Origin of the sequence: Komarekiella delphini-convector SJRDD-AB1 (assembly GCF_014831675.1) — a bacterium.
Classification (GTDB): Bacteria; Cyanobacteriota; Cyanobacteriia; order Cyanobacteriales; family Nostocaceae; genus Komarekiella.
The window spans coordinates 42,228-58,369 of the sequence record NZ_VJXY01000036.1 but is presented as its reverse complement, the minus strand read 5'-3'; the positions used below and the strand labels follow the sequence as shown (position 1 = coordinate 58,369).

General features: G+C 42.2%; 18 protein-coding genes. 8 read left to right on the top strand and 10 right to left on the bottom strand.

The annotated features are described in order from the left end of the window. Positions 1-22 precede the first annotated feature (22 nt). Positions 23-655, bottom strand: coding sequence for a response regulator (locus FNW02_RS25875; protein ID WP_191760350.1), 633 nt, complete (start codon positions 653-655; stop codon positions 23-25). Between the two features lie 256 nt (positions 656-911). Between FNW02_RS25875 and lipA the strand changes: the two genes are divergently transcribed. Together lipA and psaX are read left to right on the top strand one after the other, a co-directional pair. Next, positions 912-1,811 carry a lipoyl synthase gene (gene lipA / locus FNW02_RS25870; protein WP_191760349.1) on the top strand — a complete coding sequence of 300 codons (900 nt, stop codon included), beginning with the start codon at positions 912-914 and terminating at the stop codon, positions 1,809-1,811. 221 nt (positions 1,812-2,032) lie between these two features. Further along, positions 2,033-2,170: a photosystem I protein PsaX gene (gene psaX, locus FNW02_RS25865; protein WP_162397409.1), complete on the top strand. Its 138-nt coding sequence runs from the start codon at positions 2,033-2,035 to the stop codon at positions 2,168-2,170. Positions 2,171-2,191: 21 nt separating this feature from the next. Here the strand turns inward: psaX and FNW02_RS25860 are convergent, their stop codons facing one another. Continuing rightward, positions 2,192-3,058, bottom strand: coding sequence for a branched-chain amino acid ABC transporter permease (locus FNW02_RS25860; RefSeq protein ID WP_191760348.1), 867 nt, complete (start codon positions 3,056-3,058; stop codon positions 2,192-2,194). A 171-nt stretch (positions 3,059-3,229) separates the two neighbouring features. Here FNW02_RS25860 and hrmK point away from each other — a divergent pair, with 171 nt between their 5' ends. Further along, on the top strand, positions 3,230-5,173 hold the full coding sequence (gene hrmK / locus FNW02_RS25855) for a hybrid histidine kinase/response regulator HrmK (protein WP_191760347.1): 1,944 nt from the start codon (positions 3,230-3,232) through the stop codon (positions 5,171-5,173). Between the two features lie 125 nt (positions 5,174-5,298). Then, positions 5,299-6,129 carry an ATP-dependent sacrificial sulfur transferase LarE gene (larE, locus tag FNW02_RS25850; protein WP_191760346.1) on the top strand — a complete coding sequence of 277 codons (831 nt, stop codon included), beginning with the start codon at positions 5,299-5,301 and terminating at the stop codon, positions 6,127-6,129. Between the two features lie 56 nt (positions 6,130-6,185). Here the strand turns inward: larE and FNW02_RS25845 are convergent, their stop codons facing one another. After that, the gene (locus tag FNW02_RS25845) at positions 6,186-7,238 is read right to left on the bottom strand and encodes an SGNH/GDSL hydrolase family protein (protein ID WP_191760345.1); all 1,053 of its coding nucleotides are present in this window, start codon (positions 7,236-7,238) and stop codon (positions 6,186-6,188) included. Positions 7,239-7,687: 449 nt separating this feature from the next. Here FNW02_RS25845 and FNW02_RS25840 point away from each other — a divergent pair, with 449 nt between their 5' ends. Continuing rightward, the gene (locus FNW02_RS25840; RefSeq protein ID WP_191760365.1) at positions 7,688-7,900 is read left to right on the top strand and encodes a helix-turn-helix domain-containing protein; all 213 of its coding nucleotides are present in this window, start codon (positions 7,688-7,690) and stop codon (positions 7,898-7,900) included. 145 nt (positions 7,901-8,045) lie between these two features. Further along, a complete protein-coding gene (locus FNW02_RS25835; RefSeq protein ID WP_191760344.1) occupies positions 8,046-8,258 on the top strand; it encodes a hypothetical protein in 213 nt (70 codons plus the stop codon). A 42-nt stretch (positions 8,259-8,300) separates the two neighbouring features. On the opposite strand, the gene FNW02_RS25830 is transcribed toward FNW02_RS25835, so the two are convergent. The 4 genes from FNW02_RS25830 to FNW02_RS25815 form a co-directional block, all read right to left on the bottom strand. Further along, positions 8,301-9,203 carry a DNA-methyltransferase gene (locus FNW02_RS25830; protein ID WP_191760343.1) on the bottom strand — a complete coding sequence of 301 codons (903 nt, stop codon included), beginning with the start codon at positions 9,201-9,203 and terminating at the stop codon, positions 8,301-8,303. A gap of 455 nt (positions 9,204-9,658) precedes the next feature. Continuing rightward, positions 9,659-10,099, bottom strand: coding sequence for a cyanase (gene cynS, locus FNW02_RS25825; protein ID WP_191760342.1), 441 nt, complete (start codon positions 10,097-10,099; stop codon positions 9,659-9,661). A gap of 284 nt (positions 10,100-10,383) precedes the next feature. Further along, positions 10,384-11,241 (bottom strand): methyltransferase domain-containing protein, encoded by an 858-nt coding sequence (locus FNW02_RS25820; protein ID WP_191760341.1) that lies wholly within the window; start codon positions 11,239-11,241, stop codon positions 10,384-10,386. Positions 11,242-11,561: 320 nt separating this feature from the next. Next, complete coding sequence (locus tag FNW02_RS25815) at positions 11,562-11,867, bottom strand: TIGR03792 family protein (protein ID WP_191760364.1); 306 nt, start codon at positions 11,865-11,867, stop codon at positions 11,562-11,564. Positions 11,868-12,001: 134 nt separating this feature from the next. Between FNW02_RS25815 and FNW02_RS25810 the strand changes: the two genes are divergently transcribed. Further along, a complete protein-coding gene (locus FNW02_RS25810; RefSeq protein WP_191760340.1) occupies positions 12,002-12,325 on the top strand; it encodes a phasin family protein in 324 nt (107 codons plus the stop codon). Between the two features lie 78 nt (positions 12,326-12,403). Continuing rightward, a complete protein-coding gene (locus FNW02_RS25805; protein WP_191760339.1) occupies positions 12,404-12,925 on the top strand; it encodes an FKBP-type peptidyl-prolyl cis-trans isomerase in 522 nt (173 codons plus the stop codon). A 167-nt stretch (positions 12,926-13,092) separates the two neighbouring features. On the opposite strand, the gene dnaB is transcribed toward FNW02_RS25805, so the two are convergent. The 3 genes from dnaB to gloB all read right to left on the bottom strand — a co-directional run bounded on the left by dnaB (position 13,093) and on the right by gloB (position 16,045). After that, positions 13,093-14,436, bottom strand: a complete 1,344-nt coding sequence (gene dnaB / locus FNW02_RS25800; RefSeq protein WP_191760338.1) for a replicative DNA helicase — start codon at positions 14,434-14,436, stop codon at positions 13,093-13,095. 200 nt (positions 14,437-14,636) lie between these two features. Further along, a complete protein-coding gene (gene rplI, locus FNW02_RS25795) occupies positions 14,637-15,095 on the bottom strand; it encodes a 50S ribosomal protein L9 (protein WP_191760337.1) in 459 nt (152 codons plus the stop codon). Positions 15,096-15,274: 179 nt separating this feature from the next. After that, entirely contained in the window at positions 15,275-16,045 is a 771-nt protein-coding gene (gene gloB, locus FNW02_RS25790) for a hydroxyacylglutathione hydrolase (protein WP_191760336.1), read from the bottom strand. Positions 16,046-16,142 lie beyond the last annotated feature (97 nt).

Here is a 16,142-nt window from a genome sequence, read left to right as displayed (position 1 = left end):
TTGAAAATAGAGAGCGCAAAAGCTACTTGATTTTCTGTTTAATAAAAGTCACTACTTGAGCTAGCTGTTTCTTCAACCCATCAATTTCCCCTTGCATTTTGACAATTTTCTCATTTAGCGCATTTATTTCTGCGGAGGAAGCTGCTTCAGTATTAGAGGCTGCTGATGTAATGTTTTCAGTACTAAAAGTGACTGCTGTAACTCCATCACTAGAGGTTGCTACAGGGCTATTTCTAGCACCAACACCTGCTCCTACCAGAACTGGCTCTGGACGAGGCTGTTTGGCCTTTGTCATGGCTAACTTAATCGCGCCAATTAGTTGTTTCTGGTCAAAAGGCTTTCCTAGAAATTCAAAATATTCAAAGGGTTCTGTGATTTTCTCCGTTACCTCTTCCTTACGACCAGACATAATTACCAAAGGAATCTTTCGTAACTCAGGCTGGGCTTGAATTTGCTGGAAAACTTCCCAACCACTCATTTTTGGCAACAGAAAATCCAACATGATAAGGCTGAGCTTTTCCTGAAGGATGAAATTTAGTCCTTCCATCCCATCTTTTGCTTCCAGTACCTCGAAATTGCCTGGAGGCAACATTTCTCGTACTTTTACCCTGACAACTGTAGTGTCATCGATAACTAAAATTTTGTTACTTGCCACGGCTGATTGCTCTAAACAGAAACTTTAAGTGTAAATAGCGGCTTTGCCGATTGACCTTGAGAATGCTCCCACTATATCCAAAATTTTTGTTGATTGGGGGACAGTATATTTCGGTATAAATCACATTGCTAGAGGTATTTTGCAAAACTTTTGATTTTGTGCTTTGCAATTTGTGTCATGGTGATATTTAAGGCTCTTACCTTGCTCAACAGTAGAGGAAAGCCTTACTCTATCTCTGCATCTTGCTTGGATGTCTATGACTTCGTTACAACCAGCCCAACTCAAATCTGAAATTACAGCAATGCCTAGCTGGTTACGTCGCCCTATTGGCAAGGCCAGCGAACTTTCCACAGTACAGCGCATTATTAAGCAGCGCCAAATTCATACGATTTGCGAAGAAGGACGCTGCCCCAATAGAGGGGAGTGCTACGCCCAAAAAACTGCGACCTTCTTGCTAATGGGGCCTACATGTACACGTTCTTGTGCTTTTTGTCAAGTTGATAAAGGCCATGCACCGATGCCTGTTGACCTAGAGGAACCACAAAAGGTGGCAGAGGCGGTGCAGCTTTTGGGATTGCGTTATGTAGTGCTGACTTCTGTCGCCCGTGATGACTTGCCCGATCAGGGAGCAGGCCATTTTGTAAAAACGATCGCCACTATCCGCCAGTTGAATCCAGCAACTCAAATTGAAGTACTGACCCCAGATTTTTGGGGTGGTACGGGAGCTGGAGAGGAAGGTCAACGCCAGCGAATAGCGATGATTGTCCAAGCCTTGCCAGCTTGTTTTAACCACAATATTGAGACAGTGCGACGGTTAACTGGGCCAGTGCGTCGAGGAGCAAAGTACGATCGCTCGCTGCGAGTACTGGCTATGGTCAAAGAAATTGAGCCAACTATTCCCACTAAATCAGGTTTAATGCTGGGACATGGAGAAACGCTAGATGAAGTGATCGAAACAATGGCAGATTTAAGGGCTGTGGGGTGCGATCGCCTAACTATTGGTCAGTATATGCGTCCTTCCTTAGATCATCTGCCAGTCCAAAAATACTGGACTCCAGAGGAATTCGATCAGCTCGGCAGCTTAGCATGGGAAATAGGATTCAACCACGTCCGTTCTGGGCCTCTGGTTCGCAGTTCTTACCACGCAGGTGATTAGGGACTGGGGACAAGGAAGACAAGGGGACAAGGGGGACAAGGGGGACAAGGGGGCAAGGAGGAATTATTACTCTCCCTTATTTATCTTGTTTCCTCCCAGTCCCCAGTCCCCAGTCCCCAGTCCCCAATCCCCAAGCTACACAAATATTTTTAAAGAATTTGGGTAATGGGTACACCTGTTTGGTATTTCTTAAAAAGTCCTGACATTAAGGAGAACCGTTTATGACTGCTAAAGGTAAAGATTTACCAGTTGCCGACAGTGGAGCTAAACCTCCCTACGCCTTTCGCACAGGCTGGGCACTGTTGCTGTTAGCTATCAACTTTCTGGTAGCAGCATACTATTTCCACATTATTCAATAGTTAGAAGTGGAATGGTGCTGCTCAAATCGTGCCTTTGAATAAACCTTTGGGACGAATGAGCAGCACCAAAATCATAATTAACAGTGCGACACCTTGTTTATACTGAGAACCCAGCCAAGGGGTACTGATTTCCTGAACAATGCCGATGATAAAAGCTGCGGCGATCGCACCGTAGGGGTTGCCAATCCCTCCTAAAATTACGGAGGCAAATAATGGTAAAATTAAGAACCAACCCATATTTGGGCGGACAGCTGTAATCAACCCATACATGCTCCCTCCCAATGAAGTGAGAGTGCCAGCAATTAGCCAAGTCCACAGAATTACTCTGTCAACATTAATACCAGAAACTCTAGCTAAATCCAAATCGTCAGCAACAGCTCGCATCGCCTTACCAACTTTGGTATTTTGCAGAAGGTAGTGCAGCGCCAAAATTGCTAACACCGCTAAACCCAATACCAATAATTGATTTTGTGGTACTTTTAAGCCCCAGATATCTAGAGCAGTGGTTACAGGTACATCATAATTTTGGTTTCTACCGCCCCAAATAAAAATAATTCCATTGCGAATAAATAAAGCCAGTCCTATGGAAATAATAATCAGCGTAGTGGAAGTAGCACGGATAGAGCGCATTCTTGACCATAGTAATTTTTCTGATAAAAGCATCGCCGCTACTGTTCCCGTCGCCGCCAGTATCATCGACAGCCAAATATTGACTCCAAAGGTATTCACCAGCCAAGTAAGATAGGCTCCTAAAGTTAGAAAGTCACCATGAGCAAAGTTAGATAACCGCAAAATCCCATAAGTAAGTGTCAATCCGACTGCTGCTAGAGCAATAATGCTTCCCACAGCAATTCCGTTGACGATCAGTTGAGCAAATTGTGTATCCATAGTTTTAAGTTGCTATCAAAAAATTTTAAATGAGTAATTTCATACAATAATTTTTGGACTGGCTGCTACATAAGTTATGGTTTATAAATATAAAAGAGTTGTCCGCTAATTTACATAGAATCCTGTTCGCATTTTTATGCGAAGCTAACTTGTTCACCGGTCTAGTTGACCATGCAGCAGTATTCAAGCTTACCAGAACAGAACTCACAGATAGATGCAACGCCAACACTTTTGAAAACAATTCAGCAACTTCGTGCCGAGTTGTGGCTGGAGAGCAGCTTGAACCAGTTGCAAAGTCGCCTTAATGATTGCCTGCTTTCTGCGTGTATCACTGTCCCACACGCAAGAGCAGCAGAAACAGAAATTTTCCAAATCGTGGTGAACGAGCTAAACAGTGCTGTGGATAACAATAGAGTGGCGCTCACGCACTGTGCCGTAGGTATCGCTTTGTTTCAACCGCAAGAAACAGTTGGCACAATTTGCTACATTTCTGGCTCCCCATCCCCAGCTTCACAATCTCCACTCCTAGAAGTTACGCCCAAAAAACGCAAAAAACTGCGGTTAAAGTTGCAAGAGGTCATAGAACTCAAAGATTTGCAGCAGCTTGAAAACAAACAACCACCAAGTGCTTGGCGGTTAGTCGATACTTTTGGCGAGGTTATGGGCTGGCTAATTATTGCTACAGCACCCCTAGTCGAGTCTGGTGACTCACTCATAGCATCACAAGCTCAACTCACCTCGCAATTGATGGCAAGGTCTGCCAAGCAATGTGCTACAGCTTTGGCACAGCTTAGGCAAATATTATCTTGGCAGCAAGGATATCAACAATTAGGTAGCTCTAATCAAGAACTGGAACGCACCAATCAACTCAAAAATCAATTTCTGGCAAATACCAGTCACGAAATTCGCACACCGCTGAGTTCGATTATCGGGTTTACCCACTTACTCTTAGCTCAGGGCTACGATCCCACCAGAGAACGCCACCAAGAATATTTGACTATTATTCAGTCAAGTGGTAGACACCTGCTAGCTCTAATTAATGATATTTTGGATCTCTCTAAAATTGAAGCAAACCAGCTAGAAGTCCAGTGGGAAACTGTGGATGTGCCAGTGTTGTGTAGCAATGTTTTGGCGTTGGTCAAAGAGAAAGCCGCTAATAAAGGTTTGCAACTACGCCTAGACCTAGATCCTGATGTCACAACTTTAGTAGCTGATTCCTTGCGACTCAAGCAAATGCTATTGAATTTACTTTTCAACGCTCTAAAGTTTACCAGTAGCGGAAGTGTTGGCTTACAGGTCGCCCCTAAAGGTGGGTTTGTGCATTTTACAGTTTGGGATACTGGCATTGGTATCTCTCCAGCAGACCAAGCTCACTTGTTTCAACCCTATTTTCAAATTCTCAACGCTGTAGCTGATGGTATTGAAGGTACTGGATTGGGTTTAACAGTAACTCGGAAGCTTGCGGAGATTCACGGTGGTTGCGTGGAAGTCGAATCTGAAGTTGATCGCGGCTCCCGTTTTACCCTCATACTTCCCCTCAAGGCTGTGGGATTAAATGAGGGAGTAGGGGGAGTAGGGGAAGCAGGGGGAGTAAGGGGAGTAGAGGAAGCAACATCTTTTTCATCTCTTATGCCGATCAACTGTAGCTCCAGGTCGGAGATTTTGCTGGTGGAAGATGACTTACCCAATGCTGAGTTAATGCAAATTTATTTAAGTAAGTTGGGATATAAGGTGACTTGGGTAAAGACTGCTGTCGAGATGTGGGAAGCTCTAACACAGTTAGACCCAGCAGTTATTTTAATGGATGTCTACCTGCCAGATGGAAATGGTCTTAAATTGGTGCAACAACTGCGAGAAAATCCTCAGTATTGTAATATTCCAATAATTGCCCAAACAGCAATGGCGATGAAAGGCGATCGCGAAACCTGTCTAGCAGCCGGAGTCAATGAATACACTTCTAAACCAGTTGATTTACCACTTTTAGCAAATCTGATAGCTAAATATAGCAACCTACCAACAGATGAGGGAGCAGGGGGAGCAGGGGAGCGGAGGGGCAGAGGGGCAGGGGAGCGGAGGGGCAGGGGAGCGGAGGGGCAGGGGGAGAATAGATACTGATTCTTGACTCAGAACTCAGGACTCAGGACTCAGTACTCATTACTCAGCACTGTTGATCCTTGACTGTTGACCAATGACTACAATGGTATTGATTGGGTGCTATAAGGTTTTAGCGGGATTGGGAAATGATGCTGATAGACAAATTGGAGCAACTAAAAGCCTTATTTGGAGAAATGGAGCAGGCGTTGATTGCCTACTCTGGAGGTGTTGATAGCACTTTGGTTGCCAAAATTGCTTATGATGTGTTGGGCGATCGCGCTTTGGCTGTAACAGCTGTCTCTCCTTCGCTGTTACCTGAAGAGTTGGAAGATGCCAAAATTCAAGCAGCAACGATTGGGATTCTTCATAAAGTCGTCCAGACTCACGAGATGGAAAATCCTAATTACACCTCTAACCCAGTCAACCGCTGTTATTTTTGCAAAAGTGAATTGCACGATACTCTCAAACCTTTAGCTTGGCAATTGGGTTATCCCTATGTGGTGGATGGGGTTAACGCTGATGATTTGCATGATTATCGCCCAGGAATTCAGGCGGCCAAGGAAAGAGGTGCGCGATCGCCTCTAGCAGAAGTAGGTGTTACTAAAGCAGAAGTCCGTCAACTTTCGCAACAACTCGGTTTACCTTGGTGGGGTAAACCTGCTCAACCTTGTCTGAGTTCTCGCTTTCCTTACGGTGAAGAGATTACTGTAGCCAAGTTACAACGAGTTGGTAGGGCAGAAATTTTCTTGCGGAAACTGGGTTGGCAAAATTTGCGTGTGCGTTCAGAAGGCGATACAGCACGTATTGAATTGCCACCAGAACAAATCAAAGAGTTTGTTTTGACTACGGATTTACAAACATTAGTTTCCACATTTCAGGATTTGGGATTTGTCTATGTAACCTTAGATTTAGAAGGTTATCGTAGCGGTAAGTTAAATCAGGTTTTAAATCAGGAAGCTTTGGGCGTTAAATCATAGAATTTTTGTTGTCTGTGCTTCTACGGATACTAGAAAGCAACCGTAATTGCGATCGCTCAGTTCTCGCGCTGAGTGAGCTTGAATTCTATTTGCTGTAGTACTGATCGCCACACATCATAGCCATCTACAGACAGGTGTAACCCATCTGTAGTTAACTCTGGACGCAAATTGCCTTCCAAATCCGTAAACCAACTATAAATATTTTGATAATTAGCTCCTTGTTGTTTGGCTATTAAAGCAAGTTGTTCGTTTATGTTACGAATGCGGCTATTAGAAATTGATGAAAGGCGAGTAGGCAAAATTGATTGGACAATTATCTGGGCTTTTGGGTGATTTTGCCTTAATATGCGGATAATCCGGCGGTGATTACGCAAAATTACTGCATCACTAGCACCTTTGCGTAAGTCATTAATTCCAGCCATGACGTAAATTACATCAGGTCGCGTTGCCGAAAATGCCCCCAATCTCTTTAGAATGCCACTAGAAGTATCTCCAGATATGCCCTGATTTAGCCACAATTTACCAGTAGGCAGTTTTTCAGTGGGAAACCACAGGCTCAAAGAATCACCAACTAAGATACTCAGATGATTTGTACCTTGACCTTGAGCGATCGCTTTGGCTTCCAAAGCTAATAATCTTTTCCAGTCCTCATAAGTCAGTTGGTGGTTTTTGGCTGACTCCCACAATGACTCTAAGCTATCATCATCTGCACGTTTATAAATCTGGCCTGTTTTTAAAGCCGCTAATCTTTGGTAGTAAAGTTGACTTCCAGATAAATATGTGCTGTTTGCTGCTGAGAAATTAGGGTTAAGTGATGGCTCCGTCTGATTACTGAATTCTGGAGAGGAGATATCAACACTAGGAGGGATTTTCTCACCTTCTGTTGGCTGTACATGCTCTAGTGGTTGTAAAGCCTGGTTACTCAATTCTGGAGAAAAGAGGTTAACGCTAGGGATGATTTTCTCATTTACTGTTGGCTGCGAACCCTGTTTTAAATCCCACAGGAATCTAGAATTGCTTGGCAGGATCATCGATAAATGTGGAAGAGTCGACGCTGGTATTGCCAATCCTGTTAACAAGCCTGCTGCCAACAGATAAGGTTCCCTCATCCTTCTACCTTCTCCTCTACTCACTGCTTTTCCCTATGACAACATTTACTGGCTGGATTCAGGAAAATTTTACTTCGGTTAGATTATTATTCTTATTTACGTTGTGTAGTTCTGTAAAGTGGGTTAACGGGATTATATTGGACAATTTACAATTTCTTCAAAGCAAATTTTTCTTGGTATTAAATTACAGTCTTCAACATTACTCTTACTGCTTGTTGTGTCACAAATTTTGCTAGTAGTGCAGAATTGGCGATTTATGAGTAATTTTTGATTATCTAGCGGCAGATGTTTTTGCCTTTGATGTTGGTAATATGATAAATGTTTACCTGATTTTAAAAAGCCTTAAATCAGGTAGCTATGTGATCGCCTGGATATTGATAGACCGGGGGCGATCGCTTTTTAATATTCTCATATAAAATTAAACGATGCAATTGCATCAACAGTCAAGTATGGGATTAGTCAGATTAAAGATTCGAGAACTAGCACAAGAAAAAGGTTGGACGTTGAAAGAGGTTTCTGACCGTTCTGGAGTAATTTACAGCACAGTTAGAAGCTATGCTCGTCGTTCTGGAATGACAACAGTTGATTTTACTGCTATCCATAAGTTAGCTCGTACCTTTGATGTGATGATTGAAGAATTAGTAGAAATTCTAGAGGAATAAACTAAAAGCTACTATTGAAGGTGTTGATATAATACGATGCCATGTCATCAATACGCAAGCATTATGTCTTTAAACACATTTAAATTAAGTTTTAAATATATAGAAGAAGTTTATTGGAAATGCTAGTATTTAGGCTAAGTCATTAGTGTTTCCCTATTATTCTGTGGCTAGAGCTAGTACAGCGATCGGTGTTAGTCCAATTATTAAGGAGATTGTGCAAAAACAGGCACATTCAACACGTTTAACCTTAAAAGAGGTCATTCTCATGGGTATGTTAGCGATTGACAAGATGGATGATCAAAGTCGTCAAGAGCTAGCAGATCAAGTTCATCAAATGCAGGTAAATCGAGAGATTTGAATGATTTGTCATTAGTCATTTGTTCTTTATTCTTACTAATGACTAATGACTAAATCGATAGTGGCTTCCTACAACATAATCCTGATTAATTTCAAAAGAAATCCATTGGCGCTGCAAAGTTTCAGCGACAAATCCGGTTGTGTTGGAACCTGCAAATGGATCTAAAACTATATCATCTTCATCAGTTAAGAATTTGATGAAGAACTCGGCGAACCCTTGAGGAAAACGTGCTGGATGAGGTTTAACTCCTGCTGCTTTACATTGACGTAAATAAGCACTATTTGATTCAGTATTGGCAATTTCTAGTAAATTTGGCGGAATTGCACCCTGGTTATCTTTTTGAAACTTATCAGAAATATCATGTCCGCTAGGACGTATTTGAGCTTTATAGCCATTTTTTAGTAATTGTTTCATACTTTGGCTATATGGTTTTAAAACTTTTCTATTGTCTGCTTTAGGATTTGGTGTTTTAGCCAACCACCAAACTATATTTACTGAATCTTTCACCCGAATTCGCCTGATTGTCACCCACTCAGCAGGGGTTGGTAATCGAGCAGGATTGTAGTGGTAAAATTCTTGAGCAAGAGAAAAACCTACTTCCTTGCATAATCTAACTAAAAGTTCGTATTGATAGATACTCCGCACAGGATTACCAGGAAGATAAGCACCACCTAAATCCAAAATGAATGAGCCATTATCTGCCAATACTCTTTTAAATTCATAGGCAAAAGGTAGAAACCACTCGATATATTTTTCAGCGCTTTCGTTCCCGTATTCTTTTTTTCGAGTCAAAGCAAAAGGAGGTGAAGTCAGGATTAAATTAATACTATTATCAGCAATGAATTTAATAAGTTGAAGGCTATCACCTAAATACGCTGCTCCTTTTTGCTGGACATAATAGGGATGAAAAATTGTTTCTTTGCGTTGCGTTATTGGTTCTTGCAAAAGTTATAAAATTATTTTGACTTTATAGTTATAACTTGTTTTGATATGGTTCAAATATTTAATTTAAAAAATTATTACTTTGGCAAAAATTAACGTAGAAAATATATGTTTACTTTGCATCGCTCTGCGTTCGCATCTAATTCTGAAACCTTTGATGATATGTCAGACAATTTTAGATTTTAGATTTTGCGGAAAGTCTGTAGCAAGATCCCGCAGGGTGCGGAGGCTTCCTCCGTTCCCCGAAGGGGTTGCCGTTGGCGTACCCCTACGGGGAAGCAAGCTACGCGCAGGGTGTAGCAGACAAGCCTCTCGTTCACGAGTGTCTCCGATAGGAGAAGAGAAGGCATCAGAACTTTCCAAGACAGATTTTGGATTGACCCTACGGATCAGTCCGGGAGCTTGTACTATTAAGGAATCATTATCAAGTGCAAAAGTTTTTATAACTGACTAAAACGCTACCACTTTTTGTATGAAAGAAATTTACCAGACATAATAATTTTAACGCGATCGCCTTTGGGGTCTTCTTCTTTTTCCACATCTAAAGTAAAGTCAATGGCGCTCATAATTCCATCACCAAATTTCTCATGAATTACGGCTTTAATTGGTAATCCATATACCTGAATAATTTCGTAGAAACGATAAATTAGTGGGTCAGTTGGGACAATTGGGCCCAATCCTTTCACAGGGTATGTAATCAATTCTTGAATATAACTTGCATCTAATTCTAATGCTTCAACTAGTAACTTGGCCTCTTCCTCAGAAGCACTAGCTTGACGGTAGAATAAAGCAGCAATCCAGACTTCATCACGTCCAAGAATTTTTTCTAAATCAGCAAAGCTCAGTCCTTTGTTTTGTTTTGCAGCTAATAGTTTTTGAGTAATTTCGGGAATAGACACCTAATAACTCCTCCAAATCTGTAATAATTCTGACTAATCATCACTAAGATTAAGGTGATCGCTTTTTTTTGGGAAGCTCGACTTTATTAAAATCCCAGAACATAACCCTTGTAATCTGGCAAAAGTTCTAGCTGTGTGGCAACAACTTTACCTGACGTGATTAGTTTGGATGAAATCGAAAAAGACAAAAGCTTATTTGCATAAGGGTTTTAACTTATGCGATCGCCGGATGCGAAAATGGATCAAGTCGAGCCAATATAACAATAAATTTTACTTTGCTTGTACTATTGTTTTGGCATCACAAATGTGCCAGCCGGCAAATACAACATTTTGCGACTATTCTGATCAATCGCCACTTCGTCAACTAGGGAAAGTAGCTGCTGATTTAATTCGGGAGAGGCGTTACTTAAGTTAGCCTGGAAAAGGAAATCCATCAATACTTTACCTTCTTCGGAATTATGCTCAAAGCAAGCAGAAACATCTAGATATTCGGGATAGCTTTCAAATTTATACGACAGACCGATATCATCGATAATTTTACGTAACTTATTTGATTCCATCATCTGGGAAGACCCTTCTTGCCAATATTGCTCATTCCCAACGACCTCTGCGTATTTCGTAATCAATTTAAATATCACTGCTTCTTCTGTATCTAGAGTGATGAAAACAACTCCTCCGTCTTTGAGCATATCAAGCGACTTAAGGATTAAGCGCCTCTCTTGACCGGGCATATGGTAAATTGAATGCGTGAAATGGATACAGTCAAATTTGTCATTTGTCTGAAAATCCTCAATACTCATCGGATGCATCTCGAAATGCACTTTGCCAAAATTAGCAGACTGCATCGTTGCTTCAAAGATCTGCCGATGAATATGATTAGGCTCCACTACTACATACTTTAATGCTTGTCCCTCAGCCATATTTTGCTGGAGGAAGTGGATAAATTGCTTATCGAACTCTCCAGGGCCCGGGCCAACACTTAACACTGAAACCTCTGCTTGCTCAGGAAGACTGCTTTTAAGATGCTTGTCAAGCATCTCTAAAGCTTTTTGTCGGTTAACTTGCCAATTTTTTAAAAAAATTTTGTATGACGAGGCATAAGCCTCATACATCTGCTTTTGCGTATCACTTGATGTTGACATTGTAAATTTACTAAAAACTTTAGTACAGGAAAAACTTGAAAAAGTATAGCAGGATTGCAGTCAAGAATTTAAGTAATCCTTGCATTGCCTTTAGCTAAAAGTATCTGTGTCTACTGCTTGTTTGATGCGTTCTTCTGATGTCGGCAACCTTTGTCCTTGGACATCGTACCAATAAAGTCATTACAGCGTTACACCTTCATAGTTTGCGCGATCGCAATCAATTCCTAAATATCTAGCGACAAGCCTTTCAAGTTAAGCAGTTTGCAACCAACGCAAACCAACTGCGACTTACCTCAACACTGCATGTCTACGCATTACCGTCAAATATGGGGGAATTTCCGTACTTGATACTCCGCTGATTCCATAATCGGATGAGTTCCCACTACTTGGGCAAATTTGTTTTCAATAGCCTGCAAATCTGCTTGGGGTATAGCTTTCCACTGTTCTCGCGTTGCCCAACGAATGATTAGGATAACTTCTTTGGAGTTGTCGGGAGTAATCCAAACTTCTTTACCGAGAAACCCAGGATACTTAGCCAGCGCTGCTGTCCAAATTTCTGCATCCTTCTGAATAAAATTTTCCCGTAAATCGGGAGCAACATGAAATTTAAGGAGTTCTATAACCACGCCCTGTGATCCCTGTGCTTGCCAATTTGCCAAAATAGAGCTGTAGGCTAGAATAACTACGCTTACAGCATAGCTTGATTGCGTACACTCAGGAGCAAGGGTCGGCTGGTTTGAAACAAGAAGAGGAAGGGAGTATGGATAATAATAACTGGTTGCAACAATTAATGATGGTAGGTCTTGGTACAACATCTATAGTTGCAGAAAAACTACGGCAAGTCAGCGATGACTTAGTTAAAGATGGTAAGCTCAATCCTGAACAAGCCAAGGCTGTGATTGATGATATTGCACAGCAATTAAAGTCGGAGCAGGGAAATTGGGATGTCCAAATGCAACGACAAATGCGAAATATGATGCAGGATTTAGGGGTAGCTCGCCAGTCTGAGGTGGACGAACTGCGGGGTAGAATTGACCGTTTAGAGCGTCAAGTGCGCGATTTAGAAAATAAGCTTTGGCGTTAGAATGTCCTTTGTGATTTAAACTAAATGTGTTCTGTTGGTAATCCTTTTACCAGGCTACCTAAGTAGGGAGAACTGATTTTGAAAGCAATATTTCTCAGCGTGGTGTTCATGCTGGCATGTGTTGTGCTTTTGGTGTTGGCGCAAGTTGGCGGTAGACAGGATACTGCCATTGCTACCCAATTGTCCCAAACACTACCAGTGCCTACGACTGAAACTGAAAACAATACCTTAATTGCGAGTAATACTATGTCTGATGCTAATGCTGTAACCACCCCTTCTGGATTGAAGTATGTCGAATTAAAAGAGGGGACTGGAGCGACTCCTAAAACCGGACAAAAGGTCGTGGTACATTACACTGGCACTTTAGAAGATGGTACTAAATTTGATAGCTCACGCGATCGCGGTCAACCCTTCGACTTTAAAATCGGCGTCGGACAGGTAATCAAGGGTTGGGATGAAGGAGTTGGCACAATGAAGGTAGGTGGTCAACGCCAGTTAATCATCCCCCCTGAGTTAGGTTATGGTTCTCGCGGTGCTGGTGGTGTGATTCCACCTAACGCCACTCTGTTGTTTGATGTGGAATTGTTGGACGTTAAGTAGGGATTGGGTACTGGGGACTGGGGACTGGGGACTGGGGACTGTGAAGATGTTCCAAAATAAGTTTGGGATTAAAGCCACTTCTAGAATTTTTCCGTTTTTACCCAATCCCCAGTCTTTAATCCCCAGTACCCAGTCCCTTTTACTAATTATTTTGTTTTGCTAAATTATTAAAGTTTGAGATTCTGAAACTTTGTAAACTGTGGATTAAATAGAAGTTTTACAGTACCAGTTGGCCCGTTGCGGTGTTTAGCTACGATTACTTCTGCAATTCCGCGATCTGGAGTATCTGGAGAGTAATATTCATCGCGGTACAACATTATTACTAAATCCGCATCTTGTTCAATACTTCCGCTCTCTCTCAAATCCGATAGCATTGGGCGCTTATTGGTGCGTGCTTCTACTCCTCGGCTTAACTGAGATAGTGCAATAACTGGTACAGATAATTCACGCGCTAAACCTTTGAGTTGACGCGTAATTTTTGATAACTCTTGGACGCGGTTATCACCTCCTCCTTCCATTAATTGCAAGTAATCTATAACAATTAATCCTAGTTCAGTTCCTTGTTCTGCTTGGAGTCGCCGCGCCTGACTACGCATTTGTGTGACTGTAATATTCGGCGTGTCGTCGATATAAATTGGCATTTCCGAGAGGATACCAATAGCACGGCTTAAAGGTTCCCACTGTGTTTGACTGAGGCGTCCACTCCGCAGATAACTGCTTTCAATTTGCGCTTCGCTAGCTAATAAACGTTGCGTTAGTTGCTCTTTGGACATTTCCAAGCTGAAAACAGCAACCGGTAATTTATAAGAAGCAGCAATATTATGAGCAAGGTTCAAACAAAAGGCCGTTTTTCCCATTGATGGCCTACCAGCGACAATAATCAAATCAGAACGCTGAAAGCCACTGGTCATGGCATCTAAATCATAAAATCCGCAGGGAATACCAGGTAAGGCAATACCTTGATTTCGATCTTCAATATCCTGGAAATTATTAATCAGGGTATCAGAAATGTGAATTAGACCTGATTGGGGACGTTCTTGAGTAACGCCGAAAACTTTCTGTTCTGCCTGATCGAGGACGATTGGTAACTCGGTTTCTGTCTCGTAACCGAGATGCACAATTTCATTGCCTGCTTTGATTAACTGTCGCCGCAGGTATTTTTCCATCACCAACCCTGCCAAGGAGTCGATATTGACTGCTGACACTGTGCGGTCTACCAGAGTTGCTAATTTATTTCTGCCACCAATGCGGGTCAGGATATCATGGTCAGCCAACCAACTTGTAACCGCGAGTAAGTCTGTGGGTTTACCTTGAGTGTGGAGCCTCACAGCTGCTTGATAGATATCTTTATGAGCGCTAATGTAAAAAGCTTCGGGAAGGAGGCGATCGCTAACTCGACTAATCGCTTCTGGATCTAGTAAAATTCCCCCCAAAATTGCTTCTTCCGCCTCAATATTTTGGGGTGGTAGGCGATTGCTACCATCACCTTGAAAATGCAGTTCTTCAGCCATAATCAAACATTAAAAGTCAGGAGTAGAGACGCGATTAACCGCATCTTTACAGGATTCAGGAGACAAAAGCTATAAGGAGTGGAATTTAAATGTCATGATTTCTTTTTGATTCTGCTTACAAGTGCCAGATTTTAAACCCATCAAGGCGCTCACCTAAAAATCATTCTGTCTCCTGTCTCCTGTCTTCTGTCTCCTGTCTTCTAGCTGGCTACAACTTGAATATCGACTTGCGCCGTTACTTCAGAATGCAGCTTAATTTCGGCTTTATAAGTACCAAGGTGGTTAATGTCGGGGATAGTAATGCCACGCCGATCAACTTCTTGATTGGTAGCTGCTTGAATTGCCTCTGCAACTTCTTGAGTGGTAACAGTACCAAAAATTGCTTCGTTTTCACCAACCTGCTTAGCAATTGTCAAGCTACCAACTTTTTCCAAAGCTTCTTTTTGCACCAGAGCTTGTTCTCTAAGTTCTAATTGCCGTTGACGTTCTTGTTCACGACGGCGTTCTACTTGTTTGAGAATACCGGGAGTGGCATGGGTTGCCAATTTTTGAGGAAGCAAGTAATTACGAGCATAGCCGGGAGCTACGTCTACTAAGTCGCCAGATTTGCCCAGCTTGCTGATATCCTGATTTAAAACTAATTGCACGCGTTTCGCCATCGTTTTTCGTTTTTCCTGTAAAATCTCATTAATTTAGGTTTGGGCAGAATAGCTCATGTGAGTGTAGCTGTATTCCAAGCGGCTTTGCCTATACCCTAAAGCTTACAGATCGTAGCGAAAGGTAGGGTGCGATCGCAACTATTAGCGTCAGAAAAATCACAAAGCGTGTCAACTCTTGACTAAAATCTGTCTTTCATTCCCCGTATCCGAGCAAAGGTTTGCACAGGATCACTGCTTTTGGCTGCTGATTGTAATGACGGTTGCTCCCAACGTAAAAAGGGATTAGTACGCTTCTCCACTCCCAACAGCGAGGGAATCGTCGCTTCTCCTCGACTACGGTAAGCCTTGACTTCATCGTAGCGCTTCTTGAGGTCGGCATTGTCGCCATCCACAGTCAAAGCAAATTGCAGATTTTTTAAGGTGTATTCGTGGGCGCACCAGATGCGGGTATCGTTAGGTAGAGAGCGCAATTTGCTTAAAGAGTCTACCATTTGCGTTGGTGTCCCTTCAAATAAACGACCGCAACCGCCAGCAAACAGCGTATCACCACAGAATAAGTCCCCAACACCAGCTTGTTCTGGAGGAAAGTAGTAAGCAATGTGAGCGCGAGTATGTCCGGGAACGAAGACTACTTCAGCTATTCGGTCTGCAAACTCAACGCGATCGCCTTGTTGCAAAAACACCTGTTGTCCAGGAATTCGTCCGCGATCCTCAGCTCCGCCATAAACTGTCACTTTCGGGAAGTGTTGCATTAACTGCTTGTTACCACCCACATGATCGTTATGGTGGTGCGTGTTAAAAATTGCTACTAAATCAGCTTTTAGTTCTGTCAATTTCTTTAAGACTGGTTCCGCCTCCGCTGGATCGACAACAGCGGCAATATTTTGTTTGCTGTCGTGCAGTAAAAATATATAGTTGTCTGAGAGTGCCTCAAGACGCATTACCTCCATTACCTCTGTCTCCTTCGCAAATAAATGTTTGGTATTGATTAATAATCCTATACCTCAGTAAGTAACAGGGTTACTTGCACAAGCTACATCAACTATT